The sequence below is a fragment of the Yersinia canariae genome, from assembly GCF_009831415.1.
Classification (GTDB): domain Bacteria; phylum Pseudomonadota; class Gammaproteobacteria; order Enterobacterales; family Enterobacteriaceae; genus Yersinia; species Yersinia canariae.
Map to the genome: position 1 here is coordinate 2,857,632 of NZ_CP043727.1, position 20,874 is coordinate 2,878,505.

Consider the following 20,874-nt stretch of genomic DNA (forward strand, 5'->3'; position numbering starts at 1 on the left):
GTGTCGGACTTGCTAGATATCATGCGCCCCGTTCACACGATTCCTCTGTAGTTCAGTCGGTAGAACGGCGGACTGTTAATCCGTATGTCACTGGTTCGAGTCCAGTCAGAGGAGCCAAATTCTTGTTTTCATGCCGCTTTGCGAATCCCTATGTGATTCAGATTCAATAAGTTAGCGTGAAAAGTCTTCCCGATGCATTTTCAGTTTTCCCTCCGCATCGGGAGAATTTGGTGGTCAGATTTGGGGTCAAGTTGGTTCGATGACGGAGTGACCCCCAAATGTCTTTTAACGACTCAAAAATCCGCAACTTAAAATCATCCGTAAAACCCTTCAAAGTTTCCGATTCTCACGGTCTGTACCTTTTAGTTAATCCTGGCGGTTCACGTCTCTGGTATCTCAAATATCGTATCAATAGGAAAGAATCCCGCCTCAGCTTAGGAGCCTATCCTGATGTCTCTCTGGCTGATGCTCGTCAACAGCGTGACGGTATCCGTAAGCTACTGGTGCAGAATATCAACCCAGCACAACAACGCTCCGCTGAAAGAGCCACTGCGTTACCAGAAGAAACCTTCAAGTCTGTTGCACTGAGCTGGCATAAAAGCAACAGAGCATGGTCTGAGAATCATGCCGTCCGTCTGCTCGCCAGCATGAATAACCATATTTTTCCGATCATTGGGCATCTACCTGTCTCTGAACTAAAACCCCGTCATTTTATCGACCTGCTGAAAGGGATTGAGAAAAAAGGCCTACTGGAAGTAGCGGCACGTTCCCGGCAGCATATGTGCAACATCATGCGCCATGCCGTGCATCAGGAGTTGATAGATAACAATCCGGCGGCAAATCTGGACGGTATCATCGCCCCTCCGGTTAAACGCCACTACCCTGCCCTTCCGCTGGAGCGACTATCGGAGCTGTTGACTCGCATCGAGGACTATCAGCAAGGACGAGAATTAACCCGCCTGGCAGTATCACTCACCCTTCATCTGTTCATCCGTTCCAGCGAACTTCGTTTTGCCCGTTGGTCTGAGATCGATTTCAGAAACAAGATCTGGACCATCCCTGCCACCCGCGAAGCTATCCCCGGAGTCCGCTATTCAGGGCGTGGTGCGAAAATGCGCACACCACATATCGTTCCCCTCTCCAGCCAGTCCATCACTATTCTGAAACAGATACGGGAAATATCCGGGCATCAGGATCTGATATTTCCCGGTGATCATAATCCGTATAAGCCGATGTGCGAAAACACGGTCAACAAGGCACTGCGGCTGATGGGTTATGACACGAAAGATGAAATTTGTGGTCACGGATTTCGGGCAATGGCCTGTAGTGCGCTGATGGAATCTGGCCTGTGGTCACAGGATGCCGTTGAGCGTCAAATGAGCCATCAGGAGCGCAATAGCGTGAGAGCCGCTTACATCCATAAAGCGGAATATCTCGATGCCCGAAAAGCGATGATGCAGTGGTGGTCGGATTATCTGGAGACGTGCAAGGGATCGTATGTGCCACCTTATATCCTGAGTGAAAATATCAGACACAAGGCCATCCAAGTCTGATATCGACACAATGAATCAATGATACGAAAGCAGTACCGACTACCAGTCCAGGTACTGCTTTTACATTTTATTCAGCAATAGACGAACATTATGCGTATTTAGCGCCAATGTTACTCTTGATAAAATTATCTAATTGCAAAAAAAAGATACCTAACAGACACATACGAATAGCGTTCTGAAATGCTCACACATTTGTTTTAATATTCATTAATTAAGAATCACATCTCCCTCAAACCAACAACGGTGTAGAAAAATTTGGGTTTAGATTCTCATCTTCAAACGTCATTAACTCCCATGCAGTTGACCGCTCAAGCACCGTATTAATTAACTTATTATTCAACGCATGACCAGATTTATACGCAGTGAATGCTCCCAAAATGCTATGCCCACAAACAAACAAATCACCTATTGCATCAAGAATTTTATGTCGGACAAACTCATTTCTATAGCGAAGCCCTTCTTCGTTCACTACCCGATACTCATCCAACCCTATTGCGTTATCCAGACTAGCGCCGAGACACAGTCCCTTCTTTTGTAAATACTCAATATCCTTTATAAATCCAAAGGTTCGGGCTCTGGATAACTCAGAAACATAGGTCTCTGGGGTGAGCGTTATTGAAAATCGCTGATCGCTTGATACTATGATTGGATGTTGAAAATCTATTGAGAAATCGAGGCTTAAATAATTAGCAGGCTCCAGCATTGCCCACTTATCACCGTCAGTAACGCGTACCATCTCTTTAATTTTAAAAATTTTTTTTGCAGCCTTTTGCTTTACCAAACCGGCACAACTGAGAAGCATAAAAGTAAAAGGGTTAGCGCTACCATCAACGATTGGGATCTCTGGTGCATCAATTTCTATAACTAAATTATCTATCCCTAGCCCCGAAATAGCAGACAACAAATGCTCAACGGTTGAAACACGTATCCCATCAGCATTAAAAATGCTGGTCGCCAGAACGGTATCATTTACTCGTTTCGCACATAAAGGAATATCAACAACAGGTGAAAGATCCACCCGACGAAAAACTATTCCTGTATTTGAATCCGCTGGCAACAATCTCATATTGACTTTTCTGCCACTATGTAGACCAACACCGCACATTTGCACCGCTTTTTGAATGGTTTTTTGTCTCATCATGATATCAGATAATTACAGTAGGATTCGTTAACCAGCCAATCGAAGAATACTTAATAATATACCTCGACCTATCTCTGATAATATTGGCATGTTAAATAGGCATAACGTGCCAATATTCATAACATAGGGAATGCTAATATTGTCATCTCATGCATTGATAATCAATATAACCTTCAGACCCGAATGTCATAAAGGTTTCGGGCATCGGGATATTCAAAGGATGATTAGACCTGAAACGTGCAACAAGATCGGGATTAGCGATCATTAATTTACCGAAGGCAACGGCATCAGATTGCTCGGCCGCAACAGCCGAAGAGGCAGAATCAAAATCGAAGCGTTCATTAGAGATAAAAAAGCCATGGTAGTACCGGCGGATAAGGCTTCCCATGTTTTTTTCCCCAAGAGAATTACGTGTAACGATAAATGCCACTCTCCGTTTGTCTAACTCTTGTGCAACGTAAGTAAAAATTGTCTCCTGATCTTCATCCGGAACAATATAATCTTCACCATTTGGCGATAAGTGGACGCCAACACGTCTTTCCCCCCATACGCTAATCACTGCATCCACTACGTTTAGTAATAACCGTGCTCTATTCTCTAAACTCCCACCATATTGGTCTGTTCTTTCATTCGCACTCAATTGCAAGAACTGGTCTAACAGATAACCATTGGCTGCATGAATCTCCACACCATCAAACCCGGCGAGTTTCGCGTTCTTGGCGGCATTGACATAATCATCAACAATGCCTGGAATTTCAGCGGTTTCCAGTGCCCGCGGTGCAATATATTCTCTCATTGGGCGAACGAGGCTCACATGCCCTTTCGCAGGTAACGCGCTTGGCCCTACAGGTAAATCCCCCTTCAGATAGATAGGATCGGAAACCCGCCCTACGTGCCATAACTGCAATACAATACGCCCACCCGCCTGATGTACCTTTTCAGTAATGTATTGCCATCCGATGACTTGCTCTTCAGACCATATCCCTGGTGTATTTGGATATCCGACCCCTTGGGGTGATATTGACGTTGCCTCAGAAATAATAAGGCCAGCAGATGCTCGTTGCACATAATACTCGGCCATCATTTTATTCGGCACTCTTCCTTCACCCACCGCCCTGCAACGCGTGAGTGGTGCCATAATAATACGATTGGGCAAGTCAATATCCCCGATACTGACAGAATCGAATAACGATTTCATATAATAGCCTTCTTAATAGTCAATAGGATTAAAATTCGCACCACTTCGCGGCATTATTGATGGGTAGCCAACAGTTCAAAATATACGGATGGGGCTCACTGGCGGGAATGCGCCAGTGACTCATCGAGCCAGTCAAAAATAACCTGATGAACACGATACATCGCCCCCATATGGCAATGCTCACCCGCACCTTCAGCCGAGGTTAACGTCACCAGCTGTTTCGGCGAGGTCAGTACAGCATGCACGGCTTTAGGTTGTCCTTTAAGGAATTGATCATTTTCAGCGTCAAGAACAAGTGTCGCCGCGTTAATCCGCTCAACAATTCCTTCCAGGGTGTATTGCCGGGTCATACGAACAAACTCGGCTGGGGTACTGGCACCAAAGGTCCATAAACCGTTGCGAATTGCCCATCGGGCATCGGTTTTATTATTCATTAGCAGCTGCAACACGGTATTAGCCTGGTCATCCTTCTGCTCATGGATCCATGACAGAACAAACGGCGGCAACATCCGTTCGAATGCGGCATGAAAATCAAGGATGCCATCGTTGAGAATGATGGCAGCAGGACGATGATCGAACGCAGCAGCACGCGCGACAAGATAACCGCCAAGACTATAGCCAAACAGGGAAATCTTATCCGGCGCGACCTCTTTTCGCGTCAGTGCAAAGTCAATCACAGGACTGATCACATTCTCCCAGTCATGGCGAAAAACAAGGTTATTGTTCCGCAATGCAGCCCCCTGTCCAGGGCCGTCAAACGCCAGTACGTTATAACCGCGGCGTACCGCGGCCGCACCAATCGCGAACCAGGACTCTTCCTGGGTTGAATCGAATCCGTTGTTATAAATAATTGTGGGTCTGGATCCACCCGAGGCATCGGCAAGAAACAGATATCCCTCAAGGATTGTCCCTTCATAAGGAATTTCCACCCTTTCAAACGGCGTCTCAAGCAACTGCGCAGCCTGAATAAAAGTCTGCGTCGAACGTTGGGACAATCTGGCGACATTACTGTCTCTCTGCGGAAACTCACGCCGGAAAAACTCCGCCGTTCTGTAGTAATTGGATGCCCGGAAAAAGGCTTCACGTGCGCTGACACGATGCCCGGCAGCAAGTGATGTCTCTCCTATTCTGGCAACGCGTTCGGCAGTGGCTTCCCACTGGGTAAGCCAGGCGTCCTCATCACCTTCGGGAATAGCCTGTGCGGTAACAATCACCTCACCAAGTTCAGCGCCACCATAATTAGCAAAACCAGCAGTGCGCAAGGTTTCAAAAGAAAATGATTCATCCTCAAATAAAAATTTCATATTTTTTCCTTAAGTAAACTGGCCTAAATACATGATGATTAATTCATGTTTACACTATATAGCCACCCGATTTACCGGGTGTTAAATAAATACCCGACATATCGTTAGCAGTAATAACAGCATGACGCAGCGTCTCCAGCGACTGAGCCCCTGAAAAGGTTACCCCTGAAATATCAAAATAAGGAATACCGCGAATACCTTGTACACCGCTATCCTGCTCCTCTCGCCTGACGTCATTACTTCCGACATCACTGGCTAAAAAATCCAGTGCTCTCTTTCTGCCAATGCCCGCACTCTCTGCAATAGTTGCCAGAACGGATGACTGACCAATATCCTCACCACCGACAAAATACAGACGAAAAAGCGAGCTTACGATCTCGCGCTGACGTCCTTCTTTACACGCCAGCCAGGAAAGTCGGTGAGCTGAAAAAGTATTCGGAATACGAAGAATTTTTTCATAATTAAATACCACGCCATCGGGTAAACCTGCGGCAAGTGAACTGGCATCAAGTTCCTGTGCGCGTCGCCAGCTACCAAAAATAAGCGAGCGCCGAATTTTACGATCTTCACCTGCCAAGGTAATTGCAGGATTCATTTCATAAGGCGACCAGCGAAGGGTGATATTGCATGTGGTCGATAAGCTGTCAATTACCCGCAATAATCGCATCGTACCGATATAGCACCACGGACAAGTGAAATCTGACGTGATATTGATTAAGACAGACATAACTGACCCTCACATTAACTTGGGTGAATTGTAGTCCTCCATGCGCTATGTGATAATCGGATAAAACTCGGGAGGAGCGTTGCATAAAACGCAAAAATACTTCATGGATACGTTTGCTGCGTTAAAAGCGTTTGTTATGGTCGTGGAGTCTGGGGGATTCTCATCTGCCAGCCGCAGAATGGGAGTCGCAGCATCGTCGATTACCCGGCAGGTCGACGCGCTGGAAAATAGCCTCGGAACACTGCTGCTAAATCGCTCTACTCGTAATGTGACCCTGACCCATTCCGGGGAAAGCTACTTTGAACATGCCACACGGATCCTTGCCGATCTGGAAAATGCCAATATCGATGTAAGCGAAATATCTGGACCACCGCGTGGCCTGCTGCGGATTAGCCTGCCCGTTGCCTTCGCGAGACTGCATATAGCTCCCATTTTACCCGCCTTCTCGCGACGCTATCCCGATATCCAGCTCGATCTCACGATGACAGACAGTATTGTTGATCTGGTTGAACAGCGTCTGGATATGACGATCCGTCTTGGCGTTGTTGAATCTCCCGGGGTGATAGCCCGTAAACTCGCACCGCATAAGCGACTGATCTGTGCCGCCCCAGATTACCTTGGCGAGCATGGCGTCCCCCAATCCCCGGCAGAATTGGCCTCTCACAACTGCCTGACATTTGCCTATGGATCGGGCATCAATCGCTGGTCTTTTGCTGGCCCGTCAACAGAAACAATATGCGTTAGCGGCAACCTGCGTGCGAATAACTCAGAAGTTATTCGTGAAGCGGCTATCGGTGGTATGGGACTGGCATTGATGCCAAGCTGGCTGGTCGGTTCAGATATTGAGTCCGGCCGTCTTCGCGTGCTGTTACCGGAGTGGGAAGCCAATCCGGGCGGAGCCGATGGGGCAATTTCGGCGGTCTTTCTTCCTAATCGCCGGACATCAAAAAAAGTCCGCGCTTTCGTGGATTTTCTCAGTGAACGATTTGGTTCCCCCCCCCTATTGGGACCGCACTGACAACCCGTAATTTTTATCTTTTTCGTGAGAACATCAATCAGTACCCGGGATTTTACATTCTTATGGGTTCTCTTCAGGAAAATGCCCTTTATAAAGGGAAATCAACCAGTCGACAAACACCCGGACACGAGGTGATAACTGCCGGTGTTGCGGATAGAGAGCCGAAAGTGACATTGCCGGGCTTTGCCAGCCACTCAGCACTGCTACCAGACGCCCCTCTTCCAGCGCATTCGCAACGTGATAGCGAGGCAGTTGTACCAACCCTCCGCCGCGAAGCGCACAAATGACATAGTTTTCCGAATCATTCACCGTCACCCACCCTTTGGGTTGATAACTCTGCTTTTTGCCATTAACAATGAGTTCAATCGGATAATTTGTCCCCCTGCTGGAAGAGAAAAAATTCACACACTGATGCGACATCAGATCGTCTGGTGAAAGCGGACTGCCGTGTCGCTGCAGATACTCCGGACTGGCACAGATGACTTGTGGCATGGAGGCTAAATGGCGTGCGACCAGTGATGAATCATGCAGTTTGCCAGCGCGAACGGCACAATCAACGCCTTCACGAACCAGGTCTACCAGTCGATCTCCACTACTGATAACCAGTTCAATATCCGGGTAGTGGTGATGGAACTCATCAATTCTCGGCAATACAATTCGCGTCGCGTGGGCACCCTGCAGTTCAACACGCAAAATACCCCGCGGCCGTACTAATGTATGACGAAGAGAAGACTCGGCATCGTCCAGTTCTGAGAGGATATGCACGCAGCGCTCATAAAACGCTTTTCCGTCCAGAGACGTTCTGACATGGCGGGTGGTTCGTTCCAGTAACCGGCACTCCAGGCTTTTTTCCAGCGCTTTTATCGCATTGCTCGCTGTCGCTCTGGGTACCCCCAACTGATCCGCCGCGAGGCTAAAGCTTTCCAGTTCCACGATACGAGTGAAGAGCAGCAACGTGTCAAATTTATCCATTTGCACACCTTTTGTTCAATCAATTATTAATGATAATGGAATTATCATATCAAAATACCCCCCTTTATCTCTCTCCAGAAAATATTAATATTTACCACACCCCGTGCTTACACGGATAAATCCCCTCGGAGACGACAATGAACAAAATAAACAAAACAGCCCTGGTTACCGGCGCATCCCGTGGTATCGGCCGCGCCATTGCTGAACGTCTGGCTCAGGATGGTTTCACCGTCATCATTAACTATGCAGGTAACGCCAGTGCCGCACAGCAGGCCGTGCAGGATATCGCGTCAAAAGGCGGTAATGCCGTTGCCATACAGGCTGATGTCGCCAGCGAAGCCGATGTCAGTCGTTTGTTCAACGAAGCCAAAGCAGTCACTGGTCGCCTGGATGTGGTGGTACACAGTGCCGGGATTATGCCGATGACCAAAATCACCCCGGCCGGGATCGCCGACTTCGACCGCGTTATCCACACCAATCTGCGCGGTGCCTTCCTGGTACTGGCTCACGCGGCGGAAACTGTCGACGAAGGCGGACGTATTGTCGCCCTGTCCACCAGCGTGATTGCAAAATCCTTCCCGGCTTACGGCCCCTATATTGCGTCCAAGGCGGGTGTCGAAGGGCTGGTACCGGTGCTGGCGAACGAACTGCGCGGCCGCAATATCACCGTCAATGCTGTCGCCCCGGGACCTACCGGTACCGAGCTGTTTTTCAGTGGCAAGAGCGAAGAGCAAATCAGCGCCATCGCAAAACTGGCACCGCTGGAACGCATCGGCACCCCAGAAGAGATTGCCAGTGCAGTTGCCTCTCTGGTCGGGCCGGATGGTCGCTGGATCAACGCTCAGGTCATTCGGGTTAACGGCGGCTTCGCGTAATTCAACATATGTGCGGATAGCCTCACAGTCCGCCATTCAGGAGTACATCATGCAACACGTCATTCTGATCACTGGCGCCTCCAGCGGTTTCGGCGCGCTGACCGCCCGTGCCCTTGCGCATGCGGGCCACATTGTCTATGCCAGTATGCGCGATATTACGGGCCGAAATGCACCGCAGGTACAGAGCGCGCAGGAGTACGCCACACGGCATAATGTCGATTTGCGTACCGTCGAACTGGATGTCCAGTCCCAGGATTCTGCCGATTCGGCTGTCACACACATTATCGATCAGGAAGGTCGCCTGGATGTCGTCGTCCATAATGCAGGGCATATGGTATACGGGCCAACAGAAGCCTTCCTTCCCGAACAGTTCGCTCAGCTTTATGACATCAACGTACTGGGCACACAGCGGGTGAACCGCGCCGCGCTGCCGCAACTGCGTAAACAAGGCAAAGGACTATTACTGTGGGTGGGCAGCAGTAGCACACGCGGTGGCACTCCGCCGTATCTGGCCCCCTACTTCGCAGCAAAGGCGGCGATGGATGCCGTGGCGGTCAGTTATGCGGCAGAACTGGCGCGTTGGGGGATCGAAACCTCTATTATCGTGCCAGGCGCGTTCACCAAAGGCACCAATCACTTCCTGCATTCCGGCAAACCCGCTGATACGGAACGCGAAAACGAATATACCGCAACCGGACCAACCGAAGGTCTTGGCGAAGCTGCATTGCGGGGTCTGGCTGCGTGCGAACCAGAGGATGCGGATGTTGCTGACGTTGCGGCAGCCATGGTTGATATCGTCAACGCACCTTATGGAAAACGCCCGTTCAGATTACATGTTGACCCATCGGATGATGGTGCCGTCGTCGTCAGCGCGGTGGCCGATCGCATCCGAAAAGAGTTTTTACAGCGTATCGGATTAGGCGATTTATTAACTCCCCGTAGATATCCATAACCTGGCGAGTTGGCCGGAAACTCCGGTCAATTACCCTTCTGCAATGGAAATACTGACTATGCGTACCTTGCAATTCCTGGTCGTCGGTTTTGTGCTGGCAGGTCTATGCCGTTTACTGGTTCGATTGTTTATACCGGTTTATCCCCCTGCCTCCAGCACATTTTCTCTCCTGTTTTTCGCGCTGTGGTTCGGCCTGACATCAGCCAATATGGTCTTTGGCATCACCAGGGCTGGCTATAGTTTCACGGAAGAACTGCCGATTTTTCTACTGATATTGTTGCCGCCGGTCATTGTCACATTTTGGCTCGCGGGCAAATAACCCATCATGAAAGATTACCGCAGAACGAATGAAAATTGCCGTGCTTCCATCAGGTATTCTTTGATACTACTCGCTACCCTGCTGCTCGGTGCCTGTGGGCAGAGTACCAGGACTCACTTTCCGGATAATAATACGATGAATCTCCCCCTTGCCATCCCTGTGAAAAACTTTATCAACGCAACGAATAGCCATGATACTACAGCCTATCTTGCTCAGTTTACTCCTGATGCGGATATCACTGACTGGGGGCATTACTATCAGGGAGAGAAAGGCCTGCTGGCATGGAATGCCACTGATAATATTGGGGTAAATGCCAGGATGCACATTATCTCGGTCATCGCCGTTGAGCGCGATGGTTTATCTGGACAGGCCGTAATGATGGATGTCAAAAGCGATAAGTTTACGGGTCACGGGCTTATTCAGTTCTACACCGAAGGTGACCTGATTCGACGAATTGTTATTGAGCCGTAACCCGTTCAGGTAAATTCACTAGTCTGGTCGCTGACGGGAATTAATTTTACGGGTATCCCACGGACAATGCTCCCGGAAAGCATCAACCAGGAAAGTGGTCATTACACGCATTTTGGCGGGAAACGCCTGCCGTGTGGAATACACCAGATGAATGCCGCCGAGCAAAACCGGTTCCGAGCCTAATTCAACACGTTCCAGTTCCCCCCGAGTCAGGGCATCAGCAACAATAAACTCTGGCTCATAGATGACACCAAGACCCGCCACTGCCGCCGCCAGCAAGGCATCCCCATTATTGGCTCTTAATGCGCCGCTCACCGCGACCTTATGGTTTAGCTTGCTGCCAAAGCGCCATTCATCAATACCGGCAATGCTGGAAATCATCGATCCCAGGCAATTATGATGGCACAAATCAGCAGGAACCTGCGGGGTCCCCGCCCGGTGCCAGTACGACGGTGCCGCACAAATCACCATTCGGCAGTCTGCCAACTGTCGGGATACCAGACGACTATCCGCAAGCGGCCCGGTTCGGATGGTTAAGTCCCACCCCTCCTCAATCAGATCGACAACGCGATCATTTAGCCCCAATTCCACGATGACATCCGGATGCTGGCGGTGGAATTCGCCTATTAATGGAGCAATATAGCGTGCGCCAAATGAAAGGGGAGCGTTCAGACGCAGTATCCCTGTCGCTTCTACGCGCAGGGAAGCCAGCCTATTTTCCACCTCTTCCAGTTCCGGTAAGAGGCGGTTAAGCGCTTGTAAGTATTGTTGCCCTGCTTCCGTAAGGCTCAACTTACGCGTGCTACGTTGAAACAATCGTACGCCCAGTTTGGCTTCCAACGCATCCAGATGTTTTGTTGCCATTGAGGCCGAGAGATTCAGTGTCCGCGCCGCAGCGGAAATACTCCCCACCCGTGCCGCACGAGTAAACACGTTCATACTGGTGATCCGATCCAACATTATTTCACACTCTGAGGAATAACTGATTCAAGCAGGTTGTAGATTATCACCTTTAAAGAGGAAGTATATCCTGTGAGCCATTGTGATAAACATCAAAACAACGAGGTCGCATGTCTTCCAAGCATCCCCCCTTCATCACAGCGTTTCCGATTTCCCGACGTACACTACTGACCGGCGTCGCTGGCGCGGCGCTTACCAGCGCAATCAGCCCACGAGGAAATGCGACTCAGGGGCTGATGCCGCAGATAAAGAGCTGGGCGCCTGCCAGCGCAGTCGATCGGGTCATTGATAATGCCATTCAGGCCAACCGTCTGGTGGGCGTATCCCTGATAATTGCCCTGGAGGGTAAGGTTGTATATCAACGCACTGCGGGCTTCGCTGACCGGGAAACGCATCGCTTTGTGCAGTCTGCAGATCTCTTCAGAATCGCTTCAATGACCAAGCTTGTTGTGTCCATCGCCGCCCTCTCCCTCATTGAAGAAGGATTGATGCATCTGGACGACCCCGTCAGCCGCTGGTTACCCTATTTTCGCCCTGCGCTGGCAACTGGCCAGCGACCGAAAATTACGCTACGTCATCTGATGACGCATACCTCCGGTCTGAGTTATGGTTTTTTGTCCGGCCAGGATGGCGGAGATTACCGGCGTCTGGGGATCTCAGATGGTTTGGACAACAGCGGTATCTCTTTAGAGGAAAACCTGCGTCGCCTGTCAATGGCTCCCTTGCTTTTTACCCCAGGCTCCGCATGGCACTACTCTCTTTCAACCGATGTACTGGGGGCGATAATAGAACGCGCCACCGGACTGTCTCTGCCTGAAGCCGTTGCCCGGCGCGTCACGCAGCCACTGGGGTTGAGCAGTATGAGATTTGTGGCCAGCTTACAAGATCCCCTCGCCATTCCCTACGGAGACGGCGATCCCCAGCCAGTGCGAATGAGCGATCCCTTTACCTTGCCATTCTTCGGTAACCAGATAATTTATGCGCCATCCAGGGTATTCCATGCTGATACTTACCCCTCTGGAGGTGTAGGGATGGTGGGAAATGCCGAAGATTATTTGCGCCTTTTGGAAGCATTAAGACAGGGTGGTGCTCCCCTATTGAAAAAAGCATCTGTCAACGCGCTCACCACCAATGCCATCGGCACACTCGCCACCAATGCGGGGCCTGGTTTTGGCTGGGGACTCGGCGTGTCTGTACTGTTGGACCCACAGGCAGCAAAACTGCCCATGAATGCAGGCAGTTGGAACTGGGCTGGTGTATATGGGACAAACTTTTGGGTAGATCCGACAGCAAAACTGTCCGTCGTTGCTCTGACAAATACAGCGGTATCCGGGATGACGGGAGATTTTCCACTTGCATTACGCCATGCTGTTTACAGCAACCAGAAACATATTCTTTAAGTAAAGCAACCAATTTCTAACTCAATGGTATGCCATAAAAGGTAGCAAGGAACTCAAATGAACATCGATAAGATTATCCACACGCGCTATGCCACCAAAGCTTATGACAGCAGCAGGAAGCTCACCGCAGAGCAAGAACAACAGATTTTTGATCTGCTGCGATTCAGTCCTTCGTCAGTTAATTCACAACCGTGGCACTTTTTTGCGCTCAGTTCAGACGAAGCCAGACAACGGATTATTCCTGCAATGACTGAACCTAATATCAGTAAAATTATGAACTCGGCAATGGTTATCGTGTTCTCTACGTACAAGGAAATAACAGAAACGCATTTAAACGCCGTCCTTGCCCAGGAGAAAATCGATGGTCGCTTTGCAACTGAACAAAATGAAAAAAACCAGGATGAGGGGCGTCGTTTCTTTGTAGGATTGAACAACAGTTCTCTGGATGAGCAGCGGGCATGGATGGCTCGTCAGGCTTATCTATCACTGGGTTTCCTGCTGCTGGGCGCGGCAGGAATGGGGCTTGACGCCACGCCGATTGAAGGATTCTATCGTGATAAAATGGATTCCGCACTATTTCTGCAAGATCAGAATCTCACAAGCGTAGTCATTGCGGCTATTGGCTATCATGGCAGTAACGATTTTAACGCCAGATTACCCAAGTCACGCTTAAATCAGAATTCGGTCCTTACTCACCTGTAATCTCTCACCAGAAGATCTCGCCATAATTCAACGTGGGTACCAGGCCCTTAAGTAAAAGGGGGAATCGCCCACACATTGAATAAGTTAACTCCGCGTCCACACGCTAATAAAAATGAACCGCACCGTGTTTCCTGGAGACTAAACTCTCAGTGAAAGGAGATCCTAAATGAAATCAAAATAAGCAAACTGTATTACGCAAAAAAATGGCTTAATGATGACGGTGTCACACCCAACTCTTTTGCCGACTAACGTATATTTTGGCAGGCAGCAATAGTCAGAAAAAATATTTATATCGTTATGTGTGGGTTTTCTCACTAATATTAACCTCTGCGTTATATTTAGCGACTATTTTACGCACAATAAATATTCACAAAGTATTCCCGGCTTATACTCATAGGTTGCTTAGTGACTTGTTCCATCATAACGTTTTCAACGCTGTGAATATTATCCGGCACTTCACATTATCCACAAAGTCTCATTATGATTAGTAAGTTTTGCTTCAAAGCCCAGACAGTATTAGACATATTATCAATTCCAGACGAGTAGATTAAAGTGCCTGCCTTATCCAAGTTATATCAAACGAGGCAACATTTATGGATCACTCCGCTAAAACACTTTTAATTACTGGCGTATCTTCCGGATTTGGTCGCGCACTGGCTGAAGAAGCGTTACAGCAAGGTTTCCGAGTCGTTGGAACCGTGCGAAATCAACAGGATAAAATTGATTTTGAAGCTCTGAATTCAGATTCTGCCTTTGCAAGGATCCTTGATGTCACACATGATGGAGAGCCACAGCGAGTGGTGGCATCAATTGAACGAGAAATCGGCCACATTGATGTACTGGTCAATAATGCGGGTTACGGGCTGGAAGGTATTCTGGAAGAAACATCACTGGATCAGGTACGTCGTCAATTCGATGTTAACGTTTTTGGCGCTGTCGCTATGATACAAGCCACTTTACCGTATATGCGTCAGCGTGGGCGCGGACATATTCTTAATATCACGTCGATGGGTGGAATGATAACTCTGCCTGGGCTGGGTATCTATCACGGCAGCAAATTCGCTCTTGAGGGTATATCTGAAAGTCTGGCGAAAGAAGTAAGAGATCTCGGCATCTATGTAACAGCAATCGAACCCGGTGCTTTTCGTACCGACTGGGCTGGACGCTCTATGGTTCGGGCTGAACGCAGCATTCGCGATTATGATGCAGTATTCGAACCGTTACGCCAGCGTCGTCAGGAAGTCAGTGGCAAGCAATTGGGAAATCCCATTAAAGCTGCACAGGTTATGCTGACGTTAATTGATTCGGATAATCCGCCTATGCACCTTCTCCTTGGAAGTGACGCAGTCCGGCTGGTAAAAGAAAAAATGGCGTTATTACAACGTGAATTCAGTGAATGGGAAACGCTTTCCTTGTCGACTGATTTTCAATGAAGGCGCTGCACATGAACCCGATGTTATCGGTTTTTCGCCAGTCTGAACATTCACGGAAAGGCCTTGCTGGAATCGGCTTCGGGCTTATAACGGCGGCTATCTGGGGAGCATTTATCGCTGTTTCACGTCAGGGGATTGGTGCAGGATTGCAGGCGGCCGACCTGGCATTTCTTCGTTATCTGAGTGCCGGGTTAATCCTGTTGCCGTGGCTACTTCGTCAGAAGATATCCTCGCTCGCTGGCATCGGCTGGCCACAGGGCCTGCTCTTGTCTTTTCTTGCGGGACCGGCGTTTGTCATGGTGGGAGCCAGTGGTTACCTGTTCGCCCCGTTGGCCCATGGTGCAGTAATCCAGCTTGGTACACTGACATTACTGACGGTTGTGCTGGCAACCTGCCTACTAAAAGAACCATTAGGTTTACAACGCGGGGCTGGGGTGTTGATCCTTGTCTGCGGTCTGATTGTGACTGCCGGGCCGACCCTGTTTCAGGCCGGATCGTCAGCCTGGCGTGGTGACATTTTGTTCGCTTGCGCGGGTGCAATGTGGGCACTGTTCAGTATATTGATGCGCCGTTGGCAGGTTAATGCGCTGGCAGCAACTGCAGTAGTCTCGGTATTGTCGGCATTAATATATACCCCACTCTGGCTGATATTCGCTTCTGTTCAGCGCCTACAAAATGTCCCATTGTGGCTGGTTATAGAACAGGTCGTAGTACAAGGTATTCTTTCCGGCGTTGTTGCTCTGTTCTGTTTCTCCCGCGCGGTTAATTTATTAGGTGCCAGCCGTGCAGCGCTGTTCCCCGCCTTAGCCCCTGGCGCGGCTATATTGATCGGTATTCCTTTGACAGGTGATATCCCCACTGTAATGCAGGTACTGGGCCTTTTAATTGTTTCCAGTGGATTACTGGTGACGGTCATTAAATGGCGTAAATAGCACCCAAAATACCCAGACATATTTAACTGAGAGAAAATAAATGAGCCTTAATACATCTAAATATTCATCTGCAGAGTATTCATTCGCTGAGTTATTAATTAATGGTCAATGGCGTAATGGACAGTCAAACTTACTGCGCGTCTATAACCCCTACGACCAAAAACTGCTAACGGAAATCTCCCTTGCGTCAGTTGTTGACGTCGACTCTGCTTTCCTGGCGGCAAGTAAATCCCAACCTGATTGGGCACGAACGCTACCTTCGGAACGCGCAGAGGTCATGCGCAGTGCGGTAAGGGTCATGGAGCAAAGACATTCCGAAATAGTTAACTGGCTTATCGACGAAACAGGCAGCGTACGCCTTAAAGCAGAATTTGAATGGAGTGCGGTCCGGTCAATGCTGCTCGAAGCAGCATCGTTACCCACACAGATATCCGGACGAATATTGTCTGGCGATATTCTGGACAAGGAGCACCGGATCTATTTCGCAGGAATTGTTAATTTTCAGGCACCGCGCCCATCTGCGAACATTCGCCCAAAGCGAATTGAGCAGGCTGGGGGAGCCGAATAAATTTCGCCGCCCCAGCGAGCGAAAAGCTGTCGCCCACGACAGCGGTTTATTTGGGGGGCTTGCCCCGCACACCGTCAAGCCAGGTCATATTTTCCGCCCCAGCGGGGAATATGACCGATCAGGCGCGACCAACCCCTTTAAAGCAGCGTTCCCGTTTTTTGGAGCTTGCGAGAAAAAACAGGCGAAACGCGCGTCTTAAAGGGGTTGGTCGCGCGTAGCGTGCGACGGTGTGCCGCCGTTGACCCTGGGGGTTTTGGCGCGGCGTCCAGCCACGACATTACCCCCATGTGACATGCAGTGAGAGCGTCCAGCCCGAGCGTAATGTCACACGCCGTTGCCCGTCATTCGGGCGTTTCAGGGGACCGACGACCACGCGTCGGCTGTTTTCTGAAAGCGCGGATCATGGGCATGAGCGTCGGAGACGTTCAGTGCTTTTCATCCTTTTATGGGCGTCATCAATAGGCGTCGCGTATGGGCGTGGGGTTTAACGTCCATCGGTGACGCCCATGTGATGCGTCCGTCACACCGAAATCAGAACGGAGATCACTGCAATGGGAACTCATCTGATGCAAAGGCTTAATGCCTTTTCGGATGCCTTTTCTTTTTTTCTGCTGTGGCTGCAACACAACCCGGTAATACTGTCCATATTGGCCGGGCTGACGCTGCCATTTATCTTTCATCTGCCACGTGAAGAAAGAAAAAACGCCCCCTTCTGGTTAAAATCGGTGGCGGGTGTATCCACCTTCTTTTTCATATTCGGCACCCTGTCACCGCTGACCATTCAGGGGCTGAGTTTTTTCTTCAAAGTACTCGACAATAACATTCTGCTCAGATTATCACTCTGGATATTGACTGTCGGATTTACGCTTGCCGGTCTGGCTTTTCACATTACAGCCCGAAGATTGCTGACCGGAGAAATTGACAGTCTGAAACACCGGATGATTAAAAAAAGTAAACTGGAAAGAAATGTCAGAACGGATGTTCGCGAAATCAGAGACATGTTACCTGACAGCATTGCGTATAATCCGCTGGATTATATTGACCTGAATAAAGGCATTTTTATCGGGCTGGATAAAGATGATCAGCCGCAATATATCACCCACGAAGAATTTCAAACTCAGCACGCCGACCTTATCGGCACCACAGGCTCTGGTAAAGGAGTCAGTGCCAGTGTCCTGCTTTATCAGGCAATACTTTCAGGTGAAGGCGTATTTGTCGAAGATCCCAAAAATGATGAGTGGGCACCACATGTTCTGCGGGAAGCCTGCTAGAAAGCAGGAAAACAATTTGTTCTTATTAACCTGAATGACCTTAATTTTCAGCTTGATTTACTGGCTGATATTTCTCATGAACAACTGGAGGAGCTGTTTAATGCCGGTTTCAGCCTGGGTAAAAAAGGCGAAGGTGCTGATTTTTACCGTATCGCCGATCGCCGCGCAGCCAGAAATACGGCAGCTATTTATGAAAAGGGAATGACGTTACGCGACTTATTTAATACTGACTTTGTGAAATCCCTCAGTGAAGATGTGCCTGCTTTTTATGGAGAGCTTGAGGAAATCGCATTAGTCAATTCCATTAACGCCCGGAACGGATTTTCCTTAAGGACCATTTTTGATGAAGGCGGATGCTGCTACATCATTGGCTCGATGCGTAACCAGAAAATCATCTCGGCTCAGCGCATGATTTTAACCCGTCTGATTCAGATAGCCGAAACACGAGACCGGATAAAAGGCAAACCTCGTCCGATAGCTATTTTCCTTGATGAACTTAAGTATCACCTTTCCCGCCCTGCACTTGAGGGGCTTGGTGCGGCAAGGGACAAAGGTGTGCATATCATCATGGCCCACCAGTCGGTAAAAGATTTATATGACTGTCCGGCAGATCTGGAGGGAGATGCCGTAGCCGGTTCGGTGATTGAGAACTGCAAGTTTATGCTGGTTTATCGACTTCGCGATCCGGACACTGCTGACTGGGTGGCAAGGATGACCGGTTCTATTCTGGTAGACGATGAAATGAGGAAAGTGAAAACGGATATCTCCCTGACGGAGAAGATGGAAACGGACAGGATGATCCGTCAGGCTGAACGATATTATATAGACAGCAACATGTTGCTTAACCTCCCCCAATTTGTTGGTTTTGTTTTCACCCAGAATGATCTGGCGAAGGCAACCAAACTATTCCATATACCCGCGAAAAAGCAATATATCGACCTGCTTTCGTTTGAACATAAACAAAACCTGAATACCGAAAAAGAAAGCCAGAGCCACAAACCCTCCATTAACCTGTGAGGCTATCAATGCTTATTCATAACGTTGCTGAAAGAAATGAAGCCACAAAACGGAGAGTGCGGGCATTGCTGTATTTTCTCAAGGAGGAAACGTTCTCTGATTTCCAGACCTTAAAAAGAGTTGTCGGCTATAAAGGGAAACATAACCATGCGATGTATAAACTGCTCAATAAAGCGGTTGCGATGGGCTTCCTGAATAAACATGAATACCCGGTATTGACTGGGAGAAAATCATTGTGGGGGATCACCATGCAGGGACTGGCAATGGTGGTTAGTGCTAATGACAAGGTTTTCCCTGCCTATTTTGAGCCGGGCAAACTCAAAAACTCGACGCTGGAACATCGCCTGTTAAATCAGCGGGTCAGGATCGCCCTGGAGGAAAAAGGCGGCACAGGCTGGCTTAATGGCGACCGGGGAGAGTTTATAGCGCGGTACCCAGGTATCCGGCACCGACCGGACGGCATTATTACCTTAAGCAGCGGTGCCATCGTTGCAGTGGAAACAGAGCGCTCAATGAAAACCCGCGCCCGCTACATCAGCATTATTAACAGCCATCTTGCCGCCAGCGACGCCGGACGCTGGCACTATGCGATGTATGTTATGCCGGATGATAAAACCAAAGAATCACTGGTCAGGCTGTTTGACAGCATCAGGACGGTGATGAGAAACAGTGTTCCCGTTTCGTTTGACGCGAAGAACCGCGAGATGTTTCTCTTCCGCACCCTTGATGAACTGGAAAATAGTGTCAGTGATAAGCAGGAGTCCCCCTCTTCATCAGTTGCTGACGATGACGGGAGGGAACGCCATGCATGACATTTTGACTCATGGCGACTGCCTAGACGTACTCGGCGACATGCCGGGCAATTCTGTGGACAGCATTGTGACCGACCCGCCATATGGTATTAAATTCATGGGTAAGACATGGGACTATGATGTTCCTTCACCGGCCATCTGGAAAGAATGTCTGCGCGTACTCAAACCCGGTGGTCAGTTGCTGTCGTTCGCGGGCTCTCGCACTCAACACCGAATGGCAGCGCGTATTGAGGATGCGGGCTTTGAAATACGTGACATGATTGTATTTCTCTACGAGACCAGCAATGCTGCTCAGGCCCTCATTGAAAGTTTGTCGCCGGACCAGCTCAAATTGCTGGACGCAGCATTTGGACGTGATGGAATGCTGGGCTGGGTATACGGATCGGGGTTTCCTAAATCTCACCACGCGTTAAAACCGGCACTGGAACCGATTACCCTTGCCCGTAAGCCATGCAAGGGGTCCTTAGCATCCAATGTAGGCGTATATGGTACCGGCGCTCTGAACATCAGCGAATGCAGGATCGCTCTGGCAGAAGGAGAACCACCCTATGATTATCCAAATGGACCGGGTGGCTCTGAGCCCAACCATATGTGGCGAGGCAGAAGTAAAGGTGATGGAAGTATCGCCAGACAAGGAAATCCTGATGGTCGCTGGCCTGCCAATGTCATCCATGATGGCAGTGATGCAGTACTTGCGATGTTCCCGTATACCCCTCAGCAGGTGGAAATTAATAGCGCCAGTCGGTTCTTTTATTGTGCGAAAGCCAGCAAAAAGGACCGCGATGAGGGTAACAATCATATGTGTGTAAAGCCCAGCGAGCTGATGCGTTACCTCTGCCGCCTGGTTACGCCCCCGGGCGGCACTGTACTTGATCCCTTTATGGGAAGTGGAAGCACCGGCAAAGCTGCAGCGATGGAAGGATTCAGTTTCGTCGGCATTGAGCGCGAAGCGGATTATGTGGAAATTGCTCGCAGGCGTATTGCGGCAGCACGGAGTACCACGACTCATTCAGGTGATGCAGGAAAGCACATTGATAATTGAAGTCGGGTAAAATGCCTCTAAAAATGTTAGCTAAGATTTGAGCTAACATTTTTATGGCTCAAGGCCATAACCTAATCTGACAGGCAGCTTTGTGCCAGAAGCAGACATAGATAACATTGAGATATGTTAATTTATGGGACAGGTCTATATTTTTATGAAGGAGTGGTTAAGTTGACGAATACTAAAAATATATGGACGCAGTAAATA

General features: G+C 49.2%; 19 protein-coding genes, 1 tRNA gene and 1 pseudogene. 15 read left to right on the plus strand and 6 right to left on the minus strand.

The window, feature by feature from the left end:
* Positions 1–41 precede the first annotated feature (41 nt).
* Both F0T03_RS13245 and F0T03_RS13250 read left to right on the plus strand, forming a co-directional pair.
* Positions 42–117 (plus strand) — tRNA-Asn (locus F0T03_RS13245).
* Positions 118–278: 161 nt separating this feature from the next.
* Positions 279–1,553, plus strand: a complete 1,275-nt coding sequence (locus tag F0T03_RS13250) for a tyrosine-type recombinase/integrase (RefSeq protein WP_159678831.1) — start codon at positions 279–281, stop codon at positions 1,551–1,553.
* Between the two features lie 229 nt (positions 1,554–1,782).
* Here F0T03_RS13250 and lpxC read toward each other — a convergent pair whose 3' ends face one another.
* The 4 genes from lpxC to F0T03_RS13270 form a co-directional block, all read right to left on the minus strand.
* A complete protein-coding gene (gene lpxC / locus F0T03_RS13255; protein WP_159678834.1) occupies positions 1,783–2,694 on the minus strand; it encodes a UDP-3-O-acyl-N-acetylglucosamine deacetylase in 912 nt (303 codons plus the stop codon).
* A 142-nt stretch (positions 2,695–2,836) separates the two neighbouring features.
* Complete coding sequence (locus tag F0T03_RS13260; protein ID WP_159678838.1) at positions 2,837–3,892, minus strand: alkene reductase; 1,056 nt, start codon at positions 3,890–3,892, stop codon at positions 2,837–2,839.
* 95 nt (positions 3,893–3,987) lie between these two features.
* Complete coding sequence (locus F0T03_RS13265; protein ID WP_159678841.1) at positions 3,988–5,196, minus strand: alpha/beta hydrolase family protein; 1,209 nt, start codon at positions 5,194–5,196, stop codon at positions 3,988–3,990.
* 49 nt (positions 5,197–5,245) lie between these two features.
* Positions 5,246–5,923 (minus strand): DsbA family oxidoreductase, encoded by a 678-nt coding sequence (locus F0T03_RS13270; protein ID WP_159678844.1) that lies wholly within the window; start codon positions 5,921–5,923, stop codon positions 5,246–5,248.
* A 103-nt stretch (positions 5,924–6,026) separates the two neighbouring features.
* Between F0T03_RS13270 and F0T03_RS13275 the strand changes: the two genes are divergently transcribed.
* Positions 6,027–6,941 carry a LysR family transcriptional regulator gene (locus F0T03_RS13275; RefSeq protein WP_159680871.1) on the plus strand — a complete coding sequence of 305 codons (915 nt, stop codon included), beginning with the start codon at positions 6,027–6,029 and terminating at the stop codon, positions 6,939–6,941.
* Between the two features lie 60 nt (positions 6,942–7,001).
* On the opposite strand, the gene F0T03_RS13280 is transcribed toward F0T03_RS13275, so the two are convergent.
* Positions 7,002–7,913 (minus strand): LysR family transcriptional regulator, encoded by a 912-nt coding sequence (locus tag F0T03_RS13280; protein WP_159678847.1) that lies wholly within the window; start codon positions 7,911–7,913, stop codon positions 7,002–7,004.
* 137 nt (positions 7,914–8,050) lie between these two features.
* On the opposite strand from F0T03_RS13280, the gene F0T03_RS13285 reads away from it, so the two are divergent.
* From F0T03_RS13285 to F0T03_RS13300, 4 genes are all read left to right on the plus strand, one after another.
* Positions 8,051–8,788 (plus strand): SDR family oxidoreductase, encoded by a 738-nt coding sequence (locus tag F0T03_RS13285; protein WP_159678850.1) that lies wholly within the window; start codon positions 8,051–8,053, stop codon positions 8,786–8,788.
* Between the two features lie 49 nt (positions 8,789–8,837).
* Complete coding sequence (locus tag F0T03_RS13290) at positions 8,838–9,740, plus strand: SDR family NAD(P)-dependent oxidoreductase (RefSeq protein ID WP_159678853.1); 903 nt, start codon at positions 8,838–8,840, stop codon at positions 9,738–9,740.
* A gap of 58 nt (positions 9,741–9,798) precedes the next feature.
* A complete protein-coding gene (locus F0T03_RS13295) occupies positions 9,799–10,059 on the plus strand; it encodes a hypothetical protein (protein ID WP_159678856.1) in 261 nt (86 codons plus the stop codon).
* A gap of 135 nt (positions 10,060–10,194) precedes the next feature.
* Positions 10,195–10,530 (plus strand): nuclear transport factor 2 family protein, encoded by a 336-nt coding sequence (locus F0T03_RS13300; RefSeq protein ID WP_159678858.1) that lies wholly within the window; start codon positions 10,195–10,197, stop codon positions 10,528–10,530.
* 18 nt (positions 10,531–10,548) lie between these two features.
* Here F0T03_RS13300 and F0T03_RS13305 read toward each other — a convergent pair whose 3' ends face one another.
* Positions 10,549–11,469, minus strand: a complete 921-nt coding sequence (locus F0T03_RS13305) for a LysR family transcriptional regulator (protein WP_208787080.1) — start codon at positions 11,467–11,469, stop codon at positions 10,549–10,551.
* A 131-nt stretch (positions 11,470–11,600) separates the two neighbouring features.
* On the opposite strand from F0T03_RS13305, the gene F0T03_RS13310 reads away from it, so the two are divergent.
* The 8 genes and pseudogenes from F0T03_RS13310 to F0T03_RS13345 all read left to right on the plus strand — a co-directional run bounded on the left by F0T03_RS13310 (position 11,601) and on the right by F0T03_RS13345 (position 20,667).
* Positions 11,601–12,890 carry a serine hydrolase domain-containing protein gene (locus F0T03_RS13310; RefSeq protein ID WP_246169898.1) on the plus strand — a complete coding sequence of 430 codons (1,290 nt, stop codon included), beginning with the start codon at positions 11,601–11,603 and terminating at the stop codon, positions 12,888–12,890.
* A 57-nt stretch (positions 12,891–12,947) separates the two neighbouring features.
* Entirely contained in the window at positions 12,948–13,592 is a 645-nt protein-coding gene (nfsB, locus tag F0T03_RS13315) for an oxygen-insensitive NAD(P)H nitroreductase (RefSeq protein WP_159678863.1), read from the plus strand.
* A gap of 593 nt (positions 13,593–14,185) precedes the next feature.
* Positions 14,186–15,025 carry an oxidoreductase gene (locus F0T03_RS13320; RefSeq protein WP_159678865.1) on the plus strand — a complete coding sequence of 280 codons (840 nt, stop codon included), beginning with the start codon at positions 14,186–14,188 and terminating at the stop codon, positions 15,023–15,025.
* An 11-nt stretch (positions 15,026–15,036) separates the two neighbouring features.
* Positions 15,037–15,957 (plus strand): DMT family transporter, encoded by a 921-nt coding sequence (locus F0T03_RS13325; protein WP_159678867.1) that lies wholly within the window; start codon positions 15,037–15,039, stop codon positions 15,955–15,957.
* Positions 15,958–15,997: 40 nt separating this feature from the next.
* The gene (locus F0T03_RS21605; RefSeq protein WP_159678869.1) at positions 15,998–16,525 is read left to right on the plus strand and encodes an aldehyde dehydrogenase family protein; all 528 of its coding nucleotides are present in this window, start codon (positions 15,998–16,000) and stop codon (positions 16,523–16,525) included.
* A 551-nt stretch (positions 16,526–17,076) separates the two neighbouring features.
* Positions 17,077–18,813: pseudogene (locus tag F0T03_RS13335) on the plus strand (type IV secretory system conjugative DNA transfer family protein).
* A gap of 8 nt (positions 18,814–18,821) precedes the next feature.
* Positions 18,822–19,625, plus strand: a complete 804-nt coding sequence (mobC, locus tag F0T03_RS13340) for a MobC family replication-relaxation protein (protein WP_159678871.1) — start codon at positions 18,822–18,824, stop codon at positions 19,623–19,625.
* Positions 19,618–20,667 (plus strand): DNA-methyltransferase, encoded by a 1,050-nt coding sequence (locus tag F0T03_RS13345; protein WP_159678873.1) that lies wholly within the window; start codon positions 19,618–19,620, stop codon positions 20,665–20,667. The genes mobC and F0T03_RS13345 overlap by 8 nt, the downstream gene beginning before the upstream one ends.
* Positions 20,668–20,874: the final 207 nt, after the last annotated feature.